General features: G+C 65.2%; 19 protein-coding genes and 1 pseudogene. 11 read left to right on the top strand and 9 right to left on the bottom strand.

Going from position 1 to position 17,392, the window contains the following annotated elements:
• Positions 1 to 69: 69 nt before the first annotated feature.
• Positions 70 to 399 (top strand): hypothetical protein, encoded by a 330-nt coding sequence (locus ACODRX_RS03860; protein WP_488869722.1) that lies wholly within the window; start codon positions 70 to 72, stop codon positions 397 to 399.
• A 90-nt stretch (positions 400 to 489) separates the two neighbouring features.
• On the opposite strand, the gene ACODRX_RS03855 is transcribed toward ACODRX_RS03860, so the two are convergent.
• Genes ACODRX_RS03855 through ACODRX_RS03830 form a run of 6 tightly spaced genes read right to left on the bottom strand, consistent with a single transcriptional unit; the run spans position 490 to position 5,072 of the window.
• Positions 490 to 1,662, bottom strand: a complete 1,173-nt coding sequence (locus ACODRX_RS03855) for a DUF1501 domain-containing protein (RefSeq protein WP_488869721.1) — start codon at positions 1,660 to 1,662, stop codon at positions 490 to 492.
• 5 nt (positions 1,663 to 1,667) lie between these two features.
• Positions 1,668 to 3,047: a DUF1800 domain-containing protein gene (locus ACODRX_RS03850; RefSeq protein ID WP_488869720.1), complete on the bottom strand. Its 1,380-nt coding sequence runs from the start codon at positions 3,045 to 3,047 to the stop codon at positions 1,668 to 1,670.
• Between the two features lie 32 nt (positions 3,048 to 3,079).
• Complete coding sequence (locus ACODRX_RS03845; protein WP_488869719.1) at positions 3,080 to 3,661, bottom strand: periplasmic heavy metal sensor; 582 nt, start codon at positions 3,659 to 3,661, stop codon at positions 3,080 to 3,082.
• Positions 3,658 to 4,164, bottom strand: a complete 507-nt coding sequence (locus ACODRX_RS03840; protein WP_488869718.1) for a hypothetical protein — start codon at positions 4,162 to 4,164, stop codon at positions 3,658 to 3,660. Before ACODRX_RS03840 ends, ACODRX_RS03845 begins: the two co-directional genes overlap by 4 nt.
• On the bottom strand, positions 4,161 to 4,760 hold the full coding sequence (locus tag ACODRX_RS03835; RefSeq protein WP_488869717.1) for an RNA polymerase sigma factor: 600 nt from the start codon (positions 4,758 to 4,760) through the stop codon (positions 4,161 to 4,163). The genes ACODRX_RS03840 and ACODRX_RS03835 overlap by 4 nt, the downstream gene beginning before the upstream one ends.
• A 45-nt stretch (positions 4,761 to 4,805) precedes the next feature.
• Positions 4,806 to 5,072: a hypothetical protein gene (locus ACODRX_RS03830; protein ID WP_488869716.1), complete on the bottom strand. Its 267-nt coding sequence runs from the start codon at positions 5,070 to 5,072 to the stop codon at positions 4,806 to 4,808.
• A 298-nt stretch (positions 5,073 to 5,370) separates the two neighbouring features.
• On the opposite strand from ACODRX_RS03830, the gene ACODRX_RS03825 reads away from it, so the two are divergent.
• From ACODRX_RS03825 to ACODRX_RS03800, 6 genes are all read left to right on the top strand, one after another.
• Positions 5,371 to 6,267 (top strand): MurR/RpiR family transcriptional regulator, encoded by an 897-nt coding sequence (locus ACODRX_RS03825; RefSeq protein ID WP_488869715.1) that lies wholly within the window; start codon positions 5,371 to 5,373, stop codon positions 6,265 to 6,267.
• A gap of 30 nt (positions 6,268 to 6,297) precedes the next feature.
• On the top strand, positions 6,298 to 7,530 hold the full coding sequence (locus ACODRX_RS03820) for a diaminopropionate ammonia-lyase (RefSeq protein ID WP_488869714.1): 1,233 nt from the start codon (positions 6,298 to 6,300) through the stop codon (positions 7,528 to 7,530).
• A complete protein-coding gene (locus ACODRX_RS03815; RefSeq protein ID WP_488869713.1) occupies positions 7,527 to 8,759 on the top strand; it encodes a Zn-dependent hydrolase in 1,233 nt (410 codons plus the stop codon). Before ACODRX_RS03820 ends, ACODRX_RS03815 begins: the two co-directional genes overlap by 4 nt.
• Before the next feature lie 54 nt (positions 8,760 to 8,813).
• Positions 8,814 to 9,752, top strand: a complete 939-nt coding sequence (locus ACODRX_RS03810) for an N-carbamoyl-D-amino-acid hydrolase (RefSeq protein ID WP_488869712.1) — start codon at positions 8,814 to 8,816, stop codon at positions 9,750 to 9,752.
• 181 nt (positions 9,753 to 9,933) lie between these two features.
• Entirely contained in the window at positions 9,934 to 11,235 is a 1,302-nt protein-coding gene (locus ACODRX_RS03805; protein ID WP_488869837.1) for an MFS transporter, read from the top strand.
• 54 nt (positions 11,236 to 11,289) lie between these two features.
• The gene (locus ACODRX_RS03800) at positions 11,290 to 12,438 is read left to right on the top strand and encodes a YgeY family selenium metabolism-linked hydrolase (protein WP_488869711.1); all 1,149 of its coding nucleotides are present in this window, start codon (positions 11,290 to 11,292) and stop codon (positions 12,436 to 12,438) included.
• A gap of 118 nt (positions 12,439 to 12,556) precedes the next feature.
• Here ACODRX_RS03800 and ACODRX_RS03795 read toward each other — a convergent pair.
• Positions 12,557 to 12,835 (bottom strand): annotated as a pseudogene (locus ACODRX_RS03795) (helix-turn-helix domain-containing protein); the annotation flags it as partial.
• 71 nt (positions 12,836 to 12,906) lie between these two features.
• Complete coding sequence (locus ACODRX_RS03790; protein ID WP_488869710.1) at positions 12,907 to 13,110, bottom strand: hypothetical protein; 204 nt, start codon at positions 13,108 to 13,110, stop codon at positions 12,907 to 12,909.
• A gap of 460 nt (positions 13,111 to 13,570) precedes the next feature.
• Here ACODRX_RS03790 and ACODRX_RS03785 point away from each other — a divergent pair, with 460 nt between their 5' ends.
• The 4 genes from ACODRX_RS03785 to ACODRX_RS03770 are packed head-to-tail and all read left to right on the top strand — an operon-like array spanning position 13,571 to position 15,927.
• Positions 13,571 to 14,044, top strand: a complete 474-nt coding sequence (locus ACODRX_RS03785; RefSeq protein ID WP_488869709.1) for a hypothetical protein — start codon at positions 13,571 to 13,573, stop codon at positions 14,042 to 14,044.
• Positions 14,041 to 14,610: a 2OG-Fe(II) oxygenase gene (locus ACODRX_RS03780; protein WP_488869708.1), complete on the top strand. Its 570-nt coding sequence runs from the start codon at positions 14,041 to 14,043 to the stop codon at positions 14,608 to 14,610. Before ACODRX_RS03785 ends, ACODRX_RS03780 begins: the two co-directional genes overlap by 4 nt.
• Entirely contained in the window at positions 14,607 to 15,419 is an 813-nt protein-coding gene (locus ACODRX_RS03775; RefSeq protein WP_488869707.1) for a hypothetical protein, read from the top strand. The genes ACODRX_RS03780 and ACODRX_RS03775 overlap by 4 nt, the downstream gene beginning before the upstream one ends.
• Complete coding sequence (locus tag ACODRX_RS03770; protein ID WP_488869706.1) at positions 15,388 to 15,927, top strand: hypothetical protein; 540 nt, start codon at positions 15,388 to 15,390, stop codon at positions 15,925 to 15,927. Before ACODRX_RS03775 ends, ACODRX_RS03770 begins: the two co-directional genes overlap by 32 nt.
• A gap of 175 nt (positions 15,928 to 16,102) precedes the next feature.
• On the opposite strand, the gene ACODRX_RS03765 is transcribed toward ACODRX_RS03770, so the two are convergent.
• On the bottom strand, positions 16,103 to 16,906 hold the full coding sequence (locus tag ACODRX_RS03765; RefSeq protein WP_488869705.1) for a DUF2971 domain-containing protein: 804 nt from the start codon (positions 16,904 to 16,906) through the stop codon (positions 16,103 to 16,105).
• Positions 16,907 to 17,392: the final 486 nt, after the last annotated feature.

Genomic DNA, 17,392 nt, shown 5'->3' with positions numbered 1-17,392 from the left:
GATGCGGCAGGCCGAAAAGCGGCCTTGCTGCGAGAAACGCCAGCCCACCGCCTTCAAGGAGAAAGCACCATGTCCCCGCGCAAAGCCCTCGTGCTCGTCATCGCCACCGCCTCGCTCGCCGGCTTCGGCAGCGCCGCATCGGCCGCCACCTGGAGCCAGACCCATCCGCGCCGCGCCGAGGTCAATGGCCGCCTGGCCAACCAGGACCGGCGCATCCACAACGAGGTGCGCAATGGCGAGATCAGCCATGGCCAGGCCGTGGCGCTGCACCGGCAGGACCACCAGATCCGCCAGGAAGAGCGCTCGATGGCCAGCCAGAACGGCGGCCATATCACGCTCGGCGAGCAGCGCGTGCTCAACCAGCAAGAGAATCAGGTGAGCCGCGAGATCGGCCACTGAGCTGCATTCCTGCGTGCAAAAAAGCTAAGGGCCTCCTGTGCACCGCCGAGGGCTTCACGCTCAACGCAAAACGCTCAACGCAAAACGTATTCAGGCCCGCAGCAATTGCGGCAGTGGCCGCGCAGCGGCGCCGCCGGGCAGGGCATCGCCTTGCGGAAACAGGCTGCGTGCCAGTTTTTGCGGATCGATGCCGAAGCACTCGCCGGCCGCAGCGGCGATCAGCGCGTCGACACTGGTGGTGGGCTTCAGGTCGCGGTTCTCGAACAGCTGGCCCGGCTGCAGGCCGGGCCAGTCGGCCAGCACGCGGCCGCCTTGCACCGCGCCGCCGAACAGCATCGCGACGGCGCCGGTGCCGTGGTCGGTGCCGCCGGTGCCGTTGGCGGCCGCGGTGCGGCCGAACTCGGTGGCCACCAGCACCACGGTCTGCGCCCAGGCAGCGCCCAGGCCATCGCGCAGCGCGGCGATCAGCGCGTCGAGGTTCTTCAGCTGCGTGGCCAGGCGGTTGTTCTGGGCGCTGTGCGTGTCCCAGCCGCCGGTCTCGACCATGGCGATGCGCGGGCCATCGGGGCGCGCCAGAAAGCTGGCCGCCAGCTTGCCCAGGCCGGCGCCGTCCAGGCGCGGCTTGGCGCCGCCGCCGTCCATCGCGATGCCGCGGGTATCCATGGCCGAAGTCCACAGCGCATGCAGCTGCGCATCGCCCTGGTAGAGCCTGGCCACGCGCAGCATCAGGTCGTCGCTGGCCTGGGGCAGCGACGAGGGCGCGTACGAGGCCACTTCCACCGGCCCGCGCAGCGCCATCGGCACGGTGGGGGCGAAGGCGATCGCCTCTTCGCGGCGCGGCAGCTGCGCCACCAGGCGGTTGAGCCAGCCGTCCTTGACCTGGTAGGGCGCGCTGCCGCCGGTTTCCAGCACGTTCTGGCCGTCGAAGTGCGAGCGGTCGCGGTAGGGCGACGCGGCCGCGTGCACGAACAGGGCCTGGCCCTGCGTGTAGAGCCTGCCGGCCTCGGCCAGCGAGGGGTGCAGCGCGAAGCTTCCGTCCAGCCGGGTGGCGCTGGCCGCATCCAGCGCGATGGCGCCGCGCAGCCGCGCGTAGCCGGGGTCGGCATAGGGGATGAGCGTCTCCAGCCCGTCGGCCGCGCCGCGCTGGATGATGAACACGAAGCGGCGTTCGGTGGCCGCGCGCGCCAGCGCCAGGTGCGGCGCCGCCAGCGCCAGCCCGGCTCCGGCGGCCAGCAGGCCGAGGAAATGTCGGCGATCGGTCATGGTGTTTACCTCCGCAAGAAATCGGGCGAGACCAGCAGCAGCGCGAGCGCGCCGCTGCCGCTTTCTGAACGGGCAAGCTCCTCGGCGGTGGCCGGGGTGAGCGCATCGCCGGGCAGCAGGCGGGGCGCGAGCGCGCGCACGTCGACGCTGTTGCCGGCCTGCGCCGCCAGCCGCTGCGCCAGCTCAACCCGGCGCACCAGCGCATCGGGCGCGGCCCAGCTGGCGGCGATGTCGTCGTAGCCGGCGGGCGAGCCGGGGCGCCACACCGGCTGGCCCAGCTGGCTGAGCAGGCCGGCGGCCTGCGCCCCTTTCAGTTGGTGGCGGCCCAGGGCGCGCATCGAGGAGACGGCCCACTCCCATGGCGTCTTGAACTTGGGCGCGGACGCGGCCCAGGGCTCGGGCGAATCGATCAGCGCGCGGTACACCGTGGGCAGATCGCCGCCGCTGCGCTGGTAGGCGGCGGCCAGGCGCTGCACCAGCGCGGGCGGGGGATCGTCCGCGGCGAAGTGCCGCGCCAGCTTGGTGGCGATGTGGTTCGCGGTGGCCGGCGATGCGGCCAGATCGCGGAGGATGGCCAGGGCCTGCTCCTGCCCGCCCGCGGCGTAGCTGCGGCCGAGCACGCTGCGCGGGCCGGGCTCGTGCAGCGCCGGCCGGTACTCGAAGCCACCGGCTGCCGTGCCTGCCCCCGCGCCGGCCGCATCGTTGGCCAGGCTCCAGCCGGTGAGCGCGCGGGCGAACTCGGTCACGTCCTGCTGGGTGTAGCCGCTGCGCACGCCCAGGGTGTGCAGTTCCATGATCTCGCGCGCCAGGTTTTCGTTGAGGCCGCGAGCCTTGCCGGGATCGCGCCTGGCGGCGCGGCGCGCGGCCTGGCTGCCGGGGCCGACCGACTGGGCCTGGTCGAGGTAGACCAGCATGGCCGGATGGCGCACGGCGGCGAGCAGCAGGTCTTCGAAGCGGCCCAGCACGTGCGGGCGGATGGCCTCGGCCTCGTAGGCGCCGGCCAGATCGAGCACCACGGGTTTTTCCACCGAGACGGCGAAGTGGTTCGACCAGAAATGCACCAGCCGCTCGACGAAGGGCGTGGGCGTGTCGAGCGCGCTGGCCAGCCGGGCGTTGACCGCATCGAGATAGCCGGCGCGGGCATCGCGGCGCAGCTGCTGGCGCGCGGCGGCGCGCTGGTCTTCGGGCAGGGTGCGCAGCTCGCGCTGCTGGGCCTGGTAGCCGGCGAGCAGCGCATCGGTGCCGGTGCGGCCGGCCCAGGCTGGGGGCTGCGGCTGGTAGCGCGCGAACTGGCCGAGCAGCCAGCCGTGCGGATCGGCGGGCGGCGCCTCGTCGGGGCGGGCGCCGAGGCCGAAGCGGTTGAGGGCGATGGCGGTGGGGTTCATGGGGTCACCTCGACAACGTGGGGCCTGCGTTTTCAGCGCTTGGCCGGCTGCGGCTGCACATGGAAGGGGCCTTGCTGGGCCGCCAGGCCGTGCACCAGCGTCAGCCGCTCGGCGGGCGTGAGCTGGGCTGCGAAATCGAGCACATGCCCCTCGACCCGCTCGCGCACCGCGAAGTCGGCGGCGCGGGTGCGGGCCAGCGCCGCCTCGACGGCGGCGCGGTCGAACTGCGGCGCGGCCAGCAGGCGCACGATCTCGGTGCGGCCTTCGCGGCTGCCCTGGGTGAGCGCGGCGGCCTCGCGCCGTACCTCGCGCAGGCCGGCGCGAAAGGCCTGGCGCCGCTCGGGCGGCAGGCCGTCGGCGGCGAAGCGCAGGCCGCGCGGCGCGGGTGCGCCACTGCCGGCCGGCGCGGCGGCGGCCATGGGCGTGGCCTCGGCCTGGTGGGTCCACCAGCGCCAGGTGCCGCCGGCGATGCCGCCAAGCAGGAAAAGATTCAGCAGCGCCGAGACCCACAGCCAGCGGCGCAGGCGCGGCGCGCGGGTGGGGGCGGGGGCGCCGGGCGGGTTGGCGGCCGGGGGCGCCGCGGCATGGTCGGGGCCGGGGGTGTGCATCGTCATTCCTCGCTTCCTTGGGCGAATGCGCCGCTGGCATCGAAGGCGGTGGCGGGCCACCAGCCCGCCTCGGGCATGGTTGGCTGCGCCCTGGGCAGCGCGGCGCCGATCAGCAGGGCCACGGCCAAGGCGCCTGCGGCCGCGCCCGCCAGGCCCACGCCGGCAATGCCGGCGCCCGGCAGCCACCAGTGCCACGACCAGCGGCCACGGGTGCTGCCATGGATACTGTCGCTACTGCGGCCAGCGCCGTCGCGCCGCGCCGGCCGGTATGCCGGGAGTTTGCCCGCGCCGGCCAGCACCGCGCCTGCGAGCGCGGCATCGGGCGGGGCGACCGCGTAGGCGTCGAGCAGCGCATCCAGCTCGGCCGCACGCGAGAGCGCTGCCCGGGCCGCGGCCGCCGAGGACGGGTGCGCCAGCAGTGCGCGCGCCGCCGCCTGCTCGTGCGCCGGCCAGCGCCGCAGCTCGGCGCCCCAGGCTTCGGCCAGTTGTTCAAAGCGTTCGGGCGTCATGGTTGGAAATCTCCAGGGTCTGCCGGCGGGCCTGCGCCCCCGTCCAGCAGGCGGGCGCGCAGGCCGCGCCGGGCGCGGGCAAGCAGGCTTTCCAGGGCATCGACCGAGATACCCATGAGCGCCGCCGCCTCGGCCTGCGGCAGCGCCTGGTGGTAATGCAGCACCAGCGCCTCGCGCTGGCGCGGCGGCAGCGCGTCGAGGGCGGCGGCCACTTGGGCGCTGCGCTGCGCGTGCTCGAGCCGCTGCTCGGGCGTGGGGCCGGGGTCGGCAATGGCGGCGGCTTCGGCATGCTCGTCCAGCGCCTCTTCGCGGCGCACCGCGCGGCGGCGCAGCCGGTCGCGGCACAGGTTGAGCGCGACTTCGTGCAGCCAGGTGTCGAAGCGGGCCTGGCCGGGCCGCCAGCGGCCCAGCTGCTGCCAGGCGCGCATGAAGCTCTCCTGCGCGACCTCTTCGGCCTCGGCCCGGCCGCCCAGCAGGCGCTGGGCCAGCCCGAGCAGGCGTGGCAGCTTGCGCGCGACCAGCTCACGGGCGGCCTGCGGCTCGCCGCGGGCCAGTCGTGCCAGCAGTTCGGCATCCGGATCATCCAATTCAGCCAAAGGGCATGGGGAGAGTGGAGGGGGTAGCCGGTGGTGTCGCGCGGCCTACCGCCAGCCGCGATGCCAGCCGTAGACCGGATGGTGCCAGCCCCAGCCATAGCGAGGGTGGTATTGCCACACGAAGCCCACGCCCGGCATCGGGTAAGTGGGCGCCACGTAGGCCACGCCGGCGGGCGCGGCATAGGGGGCGGGCGCGACCGGCGCGACCACGCAGCCGGCCAGCGCGGCCAGGCTGCCGGCGGCGAGCGCCAGCGCGAGTGGGCGCGCAAGCCGGTGCGCCAGGCGGTGAACAGGCAAACGGTATGAGGACATGTGCAACTCCTGCGGCGGCCGCATCGGGCGGCCTCGTTCTGTTCAACGCGCGGGCGGCGCGAATCCGTCGCGGGTGGACGAAAAATTATTGGCGCCCGATCCGGGCTCCGGTGCAACGGCTATTTCCGCGCCCCGCTTTTGCATGAGACGATTGTTTCATGCCGCAGGAAAATGCGGCCTGCGCTTCACTTCTGCGAAGCCCCGGCACCCGCCTGCGGCTCCTTAGGGGCTACGGGTAAACACTTATCTGCCAATCGAAAAATTTTCTTTGACACAACGGTATCAGGAATCTATAGTTATGAAACACAAGTTTCAAGGCGGCGTCAATTCATCGCCCCAACCCAAGGACGGCAGCATGCAAGAGCGAATTCTGGAGTTGCAGCACGACTTCACCGAAAGCGAGCAAAGGCTCGCCGAGGTGGCGCTTGCGCACATCTCCACGCTGGCTGCCTATTCGGCCACCGAGCTGGCCCGGATGGCGGGCGTGTCCAAGGCGACGGCGGGGCGCTTTTTCCGGCGGCTGGGGTATGAGTCGTTCAACGACGCGCGGTCGCAGCAGCGCGATGCCGGCGACCGGGGCTCGCCGCTGTTCGGGCTGGCGGGAATAGCGCCGGGGCAGGCGGTTGCGGAGGATTCGCTGCGGGCCCATCTCTCGAACGACCTGCAGAACCTGGCCGCCACATTCGAGCGCCTGGACGCGGCCGAGCTGCAGACGGCGATCCAATCCCTGCAGCATGGGCGGCGCGTTTTCATTGCCGGGTTTCGCAATGGCCGCGTGCTGGCCCAGTATGCATGGGCCTTGCTGACCCAGCTGCGCGACGGCGTGCAGCTGGTGCCCGGCGCGGGCCTGAACCTGGCGGAAGACCTGGCCGACCTGGGCAAGGACGATGTCTTGCTGGTCATGGATTTCCGCCGCCGCGTGGCCTTGCTGCGCCCCATGGTGGAGCATGCCAACCAGGTGGGCGCGCAGGTGATCGTGCTGACCGATCCCAGCGCCACCGAGCTTCCGGCGCAGGCGGATGTGATTCTGCGCTGCGTCAACAAGGGCGCGGGCATCTTCGATTCGTATATCGCCGCGATGTCCGTCATCAACCATCTTTGCACCAGCCTCGGGCTTGCATTGGGCCCCGCCGCACGGCAGCGCCTGGAGCAAATCGAGGCCTTGCACGACCTCTACGGCGATTTGCATCGCTGAGTTTGTTTTTTCCCTTCCTGGAGAGTACCCGTGAGCCACCCGTTACCCGACCTTCGCCTGCAAAGCACCTTGAACGCAGCCGCACAGCCGCATGCCGAATATGGCGTGAAGGAGCGCGCCATCCTGGGGGGCGAGGCCTACGCGCTCGCGGCCTCGGAAATCAAGCAGTGGCCGGGCTACGCGGCGACGCCGCTGGCGCCGCTCAAGGGCCTGGCCAAGGCGGTCAACCTGGGCGCCATTCACTACAAGGACGAAGGCGGGCGCTTTGGCCTGGGCAGCTTCAAGGCGCTGGGCGGCGCCTATGCCGTGAGCCGCCTGCTGATCCGCGAGATCAAGGCCCGCACCGGCGCCAGCCAGGTCGGCGTGGAAGACCTGCTCAGCGGCAGGCATGCCGACATTGCCAGGGGCATCACCGTGACCTGCGCCACCGATGGCAACCATGGCCGCTCCGTGGCCTGGGGGGCCCAGCGCTTTGGCTGCCAGTGCGTGATCTATGTGCATGCCACCGTGAGCCAGGGCCGCGTGGATGCGATTGCGCGCTATGGCGCGAAGGTGGTGCGCACCGCGGGCAACTACGACGATGCCGTGCGCCAGGCCGCGGAGGATGCGGCGCGCGAGGGGCGCTTCGTGGTCTCCGACACTTCCTACGAGGGCTATATGGATGTGCCCAAGGATGTGATGCAAGGCTACGCGGTGATGGCCGACGAGGCGATTTCGCAATGGCCGGAGCAAGCGCTGCCGACCCATGTGTTCCTGCAGGGCGGCGTGGGCGGCCTGGCCGCGGCGGTATGCGCGCACCTGTGGGAAAAGCTGGGCAGCCGGCGCCCGCGTTTCATCATCGTCGAGCCCGACAAGGCGGCCTGCCTGTTCGAAAGCGCCAGGGCCGGCAAGCCGGTGGCGGTGCATGGCGAGCTGGACACGGTGATGGCTGGGCTGGCCTGCGGCGAGGTGTCTTTGCTGGCCTGGGAAATCCTGCGCCCCGGCGCGGCCGCGTTCATGACCATCGACGACGAAGCGGCGCTCGAAACCATGCGCATCCTGGCCGAGGGCCGCTTTGGCGACCCGCGCATCGTGGCCGGCGAATCCGCCGTTGCCGGCCTGGTGGGCTGCCTGGGCGCCGCGGCCGACGGCGCGGTGCGCCAGGCGCTGGGGCTGGACGAAAACAGCCGCGTGCTGGTGTTCGGCAGCGAAGGCGCGACCGATCCCGCGCTGTATCAGCGCATCGTCGGCAAGCCCGCCGCCGCGGTTGCGGAGGCGGCATGAGCCGGCTGCGGGTCAAGCTGCCGCGCCTGCTCGCGCGCATTGCGGCATTGGGCGAGGTGGGCGCCATCGAGGGCGGCGGCGTCTGCCGCCTGGCGCTGAGCGATGCCGACCGCGATGGCCGCGATCTGGTGGTGGGCTGGATGCGGGAGCTCGGCCTTGCCGTGTCGGTGGACGGCATTGGCAATGTAGTGGGCGTGCGCGCCGGCCGTGCGGATCTGGCGCCGGTGATGACCGGCTCGCATATCGACACGGTTCGTACCGGCGGCCGCTATGACGGCAACCTGGGCGTGCTGGCCGGGCTGGAGGTGATGGCCTGCCTGAACGATGCCGGCATCGTCACCCACAGGCCGCTGGCCGTGGCCTTTTTCACCAACGAAGAGGGCGCCAGGTTTGCGCCCGACATGATGGGCAGCCTGGTCTTCCAGGGCGATCTGGCGCTGCAGCAGGCGCTGGACACCGTGGGCATCGACGGCACCAGCGTGCGCGAGAACCTCCAGCGCATCGGCTACGCGGGCGATGCGCCGGTGGGCCGCAGCCAGGTGCACGCCTTCGTGGAGCTGCATGTGGAGCAGGGGCCGGTGCTGGAGCACGAGGGCATCACCATTGGTGCGGTCACCGGCGTGCAGGGCATCCACTGGACCGAGTTCACCGTGGAAGGCGTCTCCAACCACGCGGGCACCACGCCCATGGCCTTGCGCCACGACGCCGGGCTGGTGGCCATGCGCATCGCGGCATTTGCCCGCGAGGTGGCGGCCGAGATGGGGCAGGGGCAGCTGGCCACCGTGGGGCAGCTCAAGCTCACGCCCGACCTGATCAATGTGATTCCCAACCGGGCGGTGTTCACGCTCGACTTGCGCAACACCGATGCGCAGGCATTGCAGCAGGCGGTGCAGCGGGTTTTCGCCTTTGCCGCGCAGGCGGCCGAGGAGGAGGGCGTGAAGCTGTCGCAGCGCTCGCTCGCGGACTTCGAGCCGGTGGCATTCGACGAGCGCATCGTGGCCCGCGTGGAGTCGCTGGCCCGCGAGCACGGGCATTCCGTGCGGCGCATGCCCAGCGGCGCCGGGCACGACGCGCAGATGCTGGCGCGCATGTGCCCGGCGGGAATGATCTTTGTGCCCAGCGTCGCGGGGCTTTCCCACAACGTGAAGGAATTCACGCACGACGCGGACATCGGCGCGGGCGCAGACCTGCTGCTCTCGCTGATGACCGAACTGGCCGCGCAGCCCTGAGCGCCACCCATTCACCCAGCCATTGCTTACCGAAGAACGAAAGAGACCGAACCCATGACCCGCATCGTCAACGTGGCCGCAGCGCAGCTCGGCCCCATCCAGCGCAGTGACTCCCGAGCCCAGGTGATCGAGCGCCTGCTCGCGCATCTGCACCATGCCGCCGCAATGGGCTGCCACCTGGTGGTGTTTCCCGAGCTGGCGCTGACCACCTTCTTCCCGCGCTGGTATCTGGAAGACCCCGCCGAGATGGACATGTTCTACGAAAGCCAGATGCCGGGCCCCGAGACGCGCAAGCTGTTCGATGCGGCCAGGCAGCTGGGCATCGGCTTCTACCTTGGCTATGCCGAGCTCGCCGTTGAAGACGGCGTGGTGCATCGCTACAACACCTCGATCCTGGTGGGGCGCGATGGCGCGATCATCGGCAAATACCGCAAGGTGCATCTGCCGGGCCATGCGCAGAACGAGCCCTGGCGCGCCTTCCAGCACCTGGAGAAATACTACTTCGAGCCCGGCCCGTCGTTTGACGTATGGCGCGCCTTTGGCGGCGTGATGGGCATGGCGCTGTGCAATGACCGCCGCTGGCCCGAGACCTACCGGGTGATGGGCCTGCAGGGGGTGGAGATGATCATGCTGGGCTACAACACCCCGGTGCACAACCCGCCGGCGCCGGAGCACGACGACCTCTCCATGTTCCACAACCAGCTGGTGATGCAGGCCGGCGCCTACCAGAACGGCACCTGGGTGGTGGGGGTGGCCAAGGCGGGCAAGGAAGAGGGCTGCGAGATGATTGGCGGCACCTGCATCATCGCGCCTTCGGGCGAGGTGGTGGCGGCATGCTCCACCAAGGGCGACGAGCTGGCCATTGCCCGCTGCGACCTCGACCTGTGCAACTCCTACAAGAACACCACGTTCAATTTTGAGCGCCACCGCCGCCCCGAGGCGTATGGGCTGATCACCGAGCGGCGCGGCGCAATCCCGCCGGCGGCCGTGTAGCAGCCAGCCACGGCAGCGCCGCTGCCGTTTCCCGTTCGATTTCAACCAAGGTTTCATGCAGGCGCCGCGCAGCCCGCAGGGGATGCCCTTGCCTGCGGAAAAATACCAGGAGACAAAGATGAGAGATGTGAATCAGGCAATCGCCAGCCCCGGCCCGAAGGTGGGCCCGGCAACTGGCCAGATGGGAGGCGCCGCCGCCAGCGCCGCCAGCGAAGACCGGGATGCGGACCTGTATCGCCGCGTTGCGTGGCGCTTGGTGCCGTTTTTGATGGTGTGCTACATCGCCGCCTACCTCGACCGGGTGAACGTGGGCTTCGCCAAGCTGCAAATGCTGGACGCGCTGCAATTCAGCGAAGCCGTGTATGGCCTGGGCGCGGGCATTTTCTTCATCGGCTACTTTCTGTTCGAGGTGCCCAGCAACGTGCTCATGCACCGCATCGGCGCCCGCAAGACGCTGGCCCGCATCATGATTCTGTGGGGGATCATCTCTGCGGCCATGGCGCTCACCCGGACGCCGACGCAGTTCTATATCCTGCGCTTCCTGCTCGGGGCAGCGGAAGCGGGGTTCTATCCCGGCATCATCCTGTACCTGACCTACTGGTTCCCCGCGCAGCGGCGGGGCCAGATCGTGGCCGTGTTCATGACCGCCGTGCCGTTTGCCAGCATTCTGGGCGGGCCGCTGTCGGGCTGGATCATGGAGGCCTTCCACGTCAAGGGCGGCATGGATGGCTGGCAGTGGCTGTTCATCATCGAGGCCGTTCCGTCGGTGATCCTGGGCCTGGCCGTGCTCAAGTACCTGGACGACCGCGTGAGCGATGCGCGCTGGCTGTCGGCGCAGGACAAAGAGCGCCTGGAGCAGAACCTGCAAGCCGAAAGAGCGCAGAAGGTGGAGCATGTGTCCATGCTGTCGCTGCTCAAGGACCGCCGCGTGCTCCATATGGCGCTGATCTGCTACTGCACGGTGTCGAGCCTGTCCGGCCTGGCGTTCTGGACGCCTTCGGTGATCAAGTCCACCGGCGTGGTGTCGCTGCTGCATGTGGGCTTGCTGACCGCGATCCCCAATGCCTGCGCGGTGGTCTCGATGATTCTGGTCTGCCGCCATTCCGACAAGACCGGCGAGCGCCGCTGGCACATGATCATTCCGTTCATCGTCGGCGGCACGGGCCTGATCCTGTCCACGCTGTTCAGCAAGAACCCGGCGCTGGCGGTGGCCATGCTGTCGGTTGCCGCCGCCGGCTGCATGGTGTGCTCGCCGCTGTTCTGGAGCCTGCCCACGGCGTTTCTGGACGGCAAGAGCGCGGCGGCAGGCATTGCGGGCATCAACGCCTTTGCCGGCCTGGCCGCGTTTGCCAGCCCCTATGCCATCGGCTGGATCAAGGACGCGACCGGCTCGACCGACCATGGCATGTTCTTTCTTGCCGCGTTTGCCTTCATTGGCGCCGTTCTGGTCTTTCTGGTACCCAGGAAACTGGTCAATCGATAGATGGTCAATCAGCCGGTGCGCCGCATTGCGGCGCGCGGCAGGAGCCTGCCTGAAATGCAATGCAGTGATGTGGTCGCGCTCACGCGCGAAATGGTACGTACGCCCAGCCTGTCGGGCGACGAAGGCGGCGTGGCCACCCTCGTGGCCCAGGCGATGCGCGCCCTGGGGTTTGAGGTGGCGGTGGACGCCAATGGCTCGGTGCTCGGGGTGATCGGCCCCAAGGACGCCGAGCTTGCGCTGATGTTCGACGGCCACCTCGACGTGGTTCCGGTGGCCGGTGAATGGGCGCGCGAGCCCTTTGGCGGCGAAATCATCGACGGCAGGCTCTACGGCCGCGGCAGCACCGACATGAAAGGCGGCCTCGCCGCCGCCATCTGCGCCGTGGCCGCGGTCGCCAGGGAGGGCGGGCTCAAGCGCCGGGTGGCGGTATCGGCCAGCGTGCTGGAGGAAGTGATCGAGGGGCATGCGCTGGCCTCGGTCCTCGACCAATGCAAGCCCGCCGCGGTGGTGATCTGCGAGCCATCGAAGCTGCAGATCAAGGCCGGGCAGAAGGGGCGCATGGAGATACTGCTGACACTGCACGGCAAGCCCGCGCATGCAGCCTCGCCCGAGTGCGGCGTCAACCCCTTGCATGCGGCAGCGCGCGCCCTGCTTGCGCTCGACGCCATGGCCCTGGGCAAGAGCGACGACCTGGGCGACGCGCTGCTGGTGCCCACCGACATCGTCTCCAGCCCCTATCCGTCGATATCGATGATCCCGATTGCCACCACCATTCGCTTTGACCGCCGCACCCTGCCTGGCGAGACCGCGGAGCAGGTGATCGCGGAGATCGAGCAATGCCTGCGCACTGCACGGCTGCATGACTTCAGCGTGCGCATCAGCGGCGACGCGGTGCGGGCCTACACCGGCGCATGCGCCAACCCATCGCGCTGGCTGCCGGCATGGCGGCTCGATAGCGAGCACGAACTGGTGCAAAAGGCCGTGGTGGCCGTGCAGGGCGCGGGGCTTCAAGCGAGTGTCGGCGGGTGGCGGTTTTGCACCAACGGCTCGGAATCGGCCGGGCGCCGCCATATCCCGACCATTGGCCTGGGCCCCGGGCGCGAGGAAGACGCGCACACCATCGACGAATCCATTGAGATTGCCCAGCTGGAAGCGGCCAGGGAGATATACAAAAACCTGGCCAGGGCGCTGGCGGGTGAATAGTGGGTGGCGGGTGTGCTTGGGCGGGCTTGGAGATGTCTGAATGGGAGCAGCCGCTAGCGCGAACTGCGTTCGCGCGAAGATGTGCTATGCAGCTATCGCAAGCCTGCGCAACCGCAAGCTACCCCGTGGCCCGCAGCTGCCGCGCTTGCCGGGAGCGCGAGAGCGAGCCTGGCGTCAGCCCATAGGCCGAGACAAACCGGCGTGTCAGGTGGCTTTGATCGGCAAAGCCCGCCAGGTGGGCCGCATCGGCAATCGCATGGCCGGCCATGATCAGCCGGCGAGCCATCTGCAATTGGCGCTGCAGGCGATAGGCGTAGGGCGGCAGCTGGGTGGCGGCCTTGAATGCCCGAAGAAAATGAAAGCGGCTCAGCCCGGCCTCGGCCGCAAGGAGGGCCAGGCGGCAGTGGCAAAGTGATAGATGGCTGAGAAATGGAGTGGTATCTCTCGGCGGGCTCGCATAGGCCCCTTTCATGGTCGCGACAAGGCAACCGCCGCCGCGCCGGCGGCAGGCTTCTCCCAGCCGCCGCCCAAGGACTTGTAGATGGCAGCGACACCGTGGTAGAGATCCACCTCGGCCTGGGCCTGGGCATCCTGTGCGGCAAGCCTTTCGCGCTCGGCATCGAGCCACACCAGGTGGTCGGCCGCACCCTCGCGGTAGTGGGATTCCGCCATTTCGGGCTGGAGGCGGGCGGGCGTATGAGTAGAGCCCAGCCAGGTCGGCTCCAGTAGGTCTGCGTACACCGCGAGGCAGATGCCCATGCCAATGCAGGTGGGACAGTCATCTCGGCATGGCTGGCAGGCTTGAAATTGGTTGAAGGGGCGGAGCAGCCAACTGCCCGGCATCCGATTGAGCAACTGAGAAAGCAGGTCTTTGGGCACCACGTTCGCATGCAGGAGCAGGGGCAGCAGCCTGGACGGCAGCGTCAGCGAATTTTGCCTCTTGATCTCGCCAGGGCGTGCAGGCGATCGCAGCCTCTGGCTCGCGAGTCTGGTGCGCGCATTGCGCGAACACCTTGAAGGGACCCTGAGCAGATAAAACCAACCAATGTCAAGGGGCTTTTGTCAAATTTTGTGAAATTGAATGAGAATGATTTGCATTAGATGAATTGAAGAAATTTTGAGGGAGGACCATATGAAGAGAAGAGACCTATCGGGTCTGGCTGTGTCGTTTCTTTTGCTTGGCAGCAAGGGAGTACAGGCACATGGGTTCGGTGACGCCCAAGCTGGCAGGGGCAACCTGCCTTCGGTTGCGAGAAAGAAGATCAAAAACAGAATCAGATTCAAGAAAGACATGTTTGTCGACCAGATAGAGCCAGGTGTTTGGTCTATTTCTGTTGGCTTGCAGGCCCTGGGGCGACACCACCTGAACGACATCACTGTTGAAGCCCAACTGGCTTCGGACCCATATTTCTCGCAAGACTTGATAACCAATCATGTCGTTGTCAATGCAGAAACCGGGTACCGCGCTAAAAGCGTTATTGTTGACGATGAGCCTGATGTGCCTTTGTATATCAGGTTCTATACAACCCAGGTGAAAAATCACAAAACAACCGGAGAGTTGTTGAAGACCGAGATCTATAGCGAGGTGATGGAGATCCCTCGGTGAAGATAGAAGTCATTGATGATTTTCTAAAAAACTCAGAGCAGGAAATAATATTACAAGAATGTTCCAAGCCGATATGGCGATACGGCTGGACAAAAAAAGGAAACATGTTCGAGAAACCATGCCTGCACGCATTCATTGCAGGAATGGGGCGGGATGAGTTGCTGGATTGCCAGGAAGAACTCAGGGGGTCGCCTCAGTGGGGTGTGCTATCTGGTGTTTGGGAGAGGATAAAGGAACTGTCTAATCCTGATTGCAGGTTGATTGGTGTCTATGCCAACGGCATGACCCATGGGATGGAAACGCATATACATAGAGACAACAAGAAAGAGAATCCATCCCAGACTGCCGTGCTATTTGCCCATGGGTATTGGCCTACTTTATGGGGTGGCGAGCTTGTCTTTTTCAATCATTCAAGAGACGAAATTGTCAAGGCAGTGCGCCCTGCGCCGAAGAGACTGGTGATTTTTGATGGAAGAATTCCGCATGGAGTAAAAATGCCGGCCGCAATTTGTGATCGGATGAGATTATCCATAGCTTTCAAAACTTATATGAACAGGGAGGAATGATGGCACATAGAGTAAGTATTTTCGCGGGGCTGGTGGTTCGGGCAGAAACCCCCACCGCTGCAGCGGCCAGTGCCGCTGGTCTGGTCGATGCCTTCAATGCCAATCCAAGTGGATTTGTACTCGTCAACCAGCACGCGCAGACCGCGGCCGTCGTTGCTAATGTTGCAGCTGTTGCCGTACAGGCATCGCCCGTGGCGTTTATCAATGTGGCTACTAATACCTTTGCCGGTGCCACTGTTTTCTTGAAGATCGTTGCTGATGTCAAGAATGGAAGGGAAATTAAGACAGGTGATGTGATTAGCCTTGTCTCCAATGTCGCCGCAGTTGCAATTACACTGACTGTAATGGCAACGGGGGTAGGGGGGATTACCTTGGCAGCAGTTGCAGTGGCTGCATCGGTGGGGTCGTTTTTTTCTTCTCGCGTGGTGCAGGATTCATATAATAATATGATAGATACTTTATGGAGAAGATATTATGAAAATCAGCCATCTGCAAACTATTCAGAAAATATGGTTGTGTCGCCGCAGCTGACGTATGCATCTCAGCAGGAGTATATAAACAACCATGGTGGGGCAAGATTAGTGTGCAAATGGGATCCGGTTACGGAAGAAAGTTGGTGCGATGCAATATCTGTAAGAATTTCTCCAGGGGATGGTGGAGGCTGGAATGACTGGAATTACTGGAACTACTGGAATGACTATGGAGGATGGGGTGGGGGCGGAGGGTGGGACCCTTGGATTCCCGGTGGAGAGGTGATCGTGTGGCCATTGCAACCAGATGATGAATACCAAAACGACGAATACCTATAAGCCGCAAGACCTGATATTTTGCTTTTACACTCTGGCAGCAATTTTCCTTGCTTGGGCTGTCCTGATGGGTTGGCAGCAACCAATGCTTGAAAAACCACCGCGTGACGAGGTAGAGGTTGTGGGTATTAAAGCCTTGTCAACCCCTGTTTTAGTGGATGGTGGTTCTCGTATAGAGATCAATGTTGAAGATGCTGATGGGAATAAGGTTTGGTGGTATTTTTCCAATGTCGCCACCTTGGTTGTGAACCTAAAACCAACAGAGAGTTACCGTATATGGTTATCTCTGAGTGATAGGCCGGAACACGGAGGGAGGGGTTTTATATGGCAAGTAGAAAAGGCGGATAGCGGGGAGGTTATATTGGGGCCGGCCCAAGTGATCGATTATCGAAATTATTCGAACGGATTTGCTCTTTTTAAAAGAATCCTGTTGGTGCTTTTCTCATTAGGCATGGTTGCTGCGGGGAGGTTCATTCATCGGATTGATCCGCATAAGCTATCGAGGTTGTGATGCTTGCGTTGGCGTTGGCGATGGGGTTGGAGGGTGGGGTGATGTAACGGGTGGATGAAGGATGGATGTATTTCGGCTTTGCAGCGGTTGCGGCCGTCCGCAGATTGAAGGTCAACGACGGAGAAGGTCGAATTGCAGCCATTCGGTGAGCACGACTCAAGTTTTCGAACCAGCCTCAACCCCCGAGTTTCTTGATTTCCAAGGAGTAGTCTGAATTGCTCAATGAAGCCTGGTAGATATCCAGCGGATGCGACCTTGCCTTGGCCCACTGCCTAACCATCCCCACGGTGTCCTCTGAAGCAAGCGCGCCAAGGACGATGCCCGTCAGGTTCTCAGGTCTGAACTTAACTATTCCCGGCCCTTTTTCGAAGTTGATCAAGCGCCACTCTTCCTCGTATGCCCACTGCAGAGACTTGGTGAGCAGCGCTTTCGTCATCGACGTCTCATTGTCGTCGTAGTACGTCATGATGGGTTCCCGCTTCTGGGAGTACTGCACCTTTTGCGCATGCGCCATCTGACGGGCCTCGCCGTCGAACTCCAGACAGATACCCTTGTGATAGTCTGCATAGTGTGACCACATCAGGATGTCATCGCGCTTGGCGGATACGCAGTACACGCCAACTTCCTCTGTAATCATGCGTGCATGCTCGGCCTGAATGACCTTTTCCGTCGTCTTGATGTTCTTCCGGCCCAGCGAGTTCTTGACCGCGTCTTTGGCCTGGGCGCGCCGTTGCTCGCGATTTAGACCTGGCTCGAACTTCTTTGACAACCGCTCGAAGTCCTTCACCTGCTGAGCCTTTGGTGCCGTCAGTGAGAAGACCGGACGCAAGTCGAACGGATCGTTGAAGGTCTTGGCCGCAGCGAAGTACAGCTCGTTGTGCAAGACGGTGCGCTCGACCCACCCGATGACGTCGGGGTCGGCCATGGACCGGTACTTGTAGAACTTGGTTGGGGCTTCGTCTTGCTCGCTGTTGCTCATGGTGACCTTCTCGTCGTAGATCCTCGGCCGATTTTGCCGATCCGTGGCCGTGACGGTTCTATATGTGGGGCGGAATCAGCTAACGAGCTTACACCGCAACTTTTTTGCAGCGACCGACGGTCACCACCGAGCCTTTGGGTACCGCCAGTAGTTGAACGAGGTGCGTGCAGTCCTGCGAACCACCCCTAATCGCTCCGTTCTGAGTCGCCCAAGTCTTTCTAGACGGCTATGAGTTGTGACTGCCAAGCCAAAGCTGGCCACGGTTAGACGCCATCAAGTATCCGGTCTAGGTCGTCCGCCCTGAACAATGTGCAAGCCGTTGCTCTGACTCATAGTTCTTGAACTTGATGGGTGGGGCATTTGCAAGGTATGGTTTTGCCTGTACCTGTTTTCTTGCAAATTCCTCCGAGGAGTCCGATGGGTCCGAAGCCTGTATTGACCCACTAAAAACCTGCACAGGTCCTAAACTTGAAGAAAGGACCTGAA

The organism is Comamonas sp. FG99, assembly GCF_057808605.1.
Note: the sequence above shows the minus strand (reverse complement) of the source record. Positions and strands in the feature narration are given on the sequence as shown.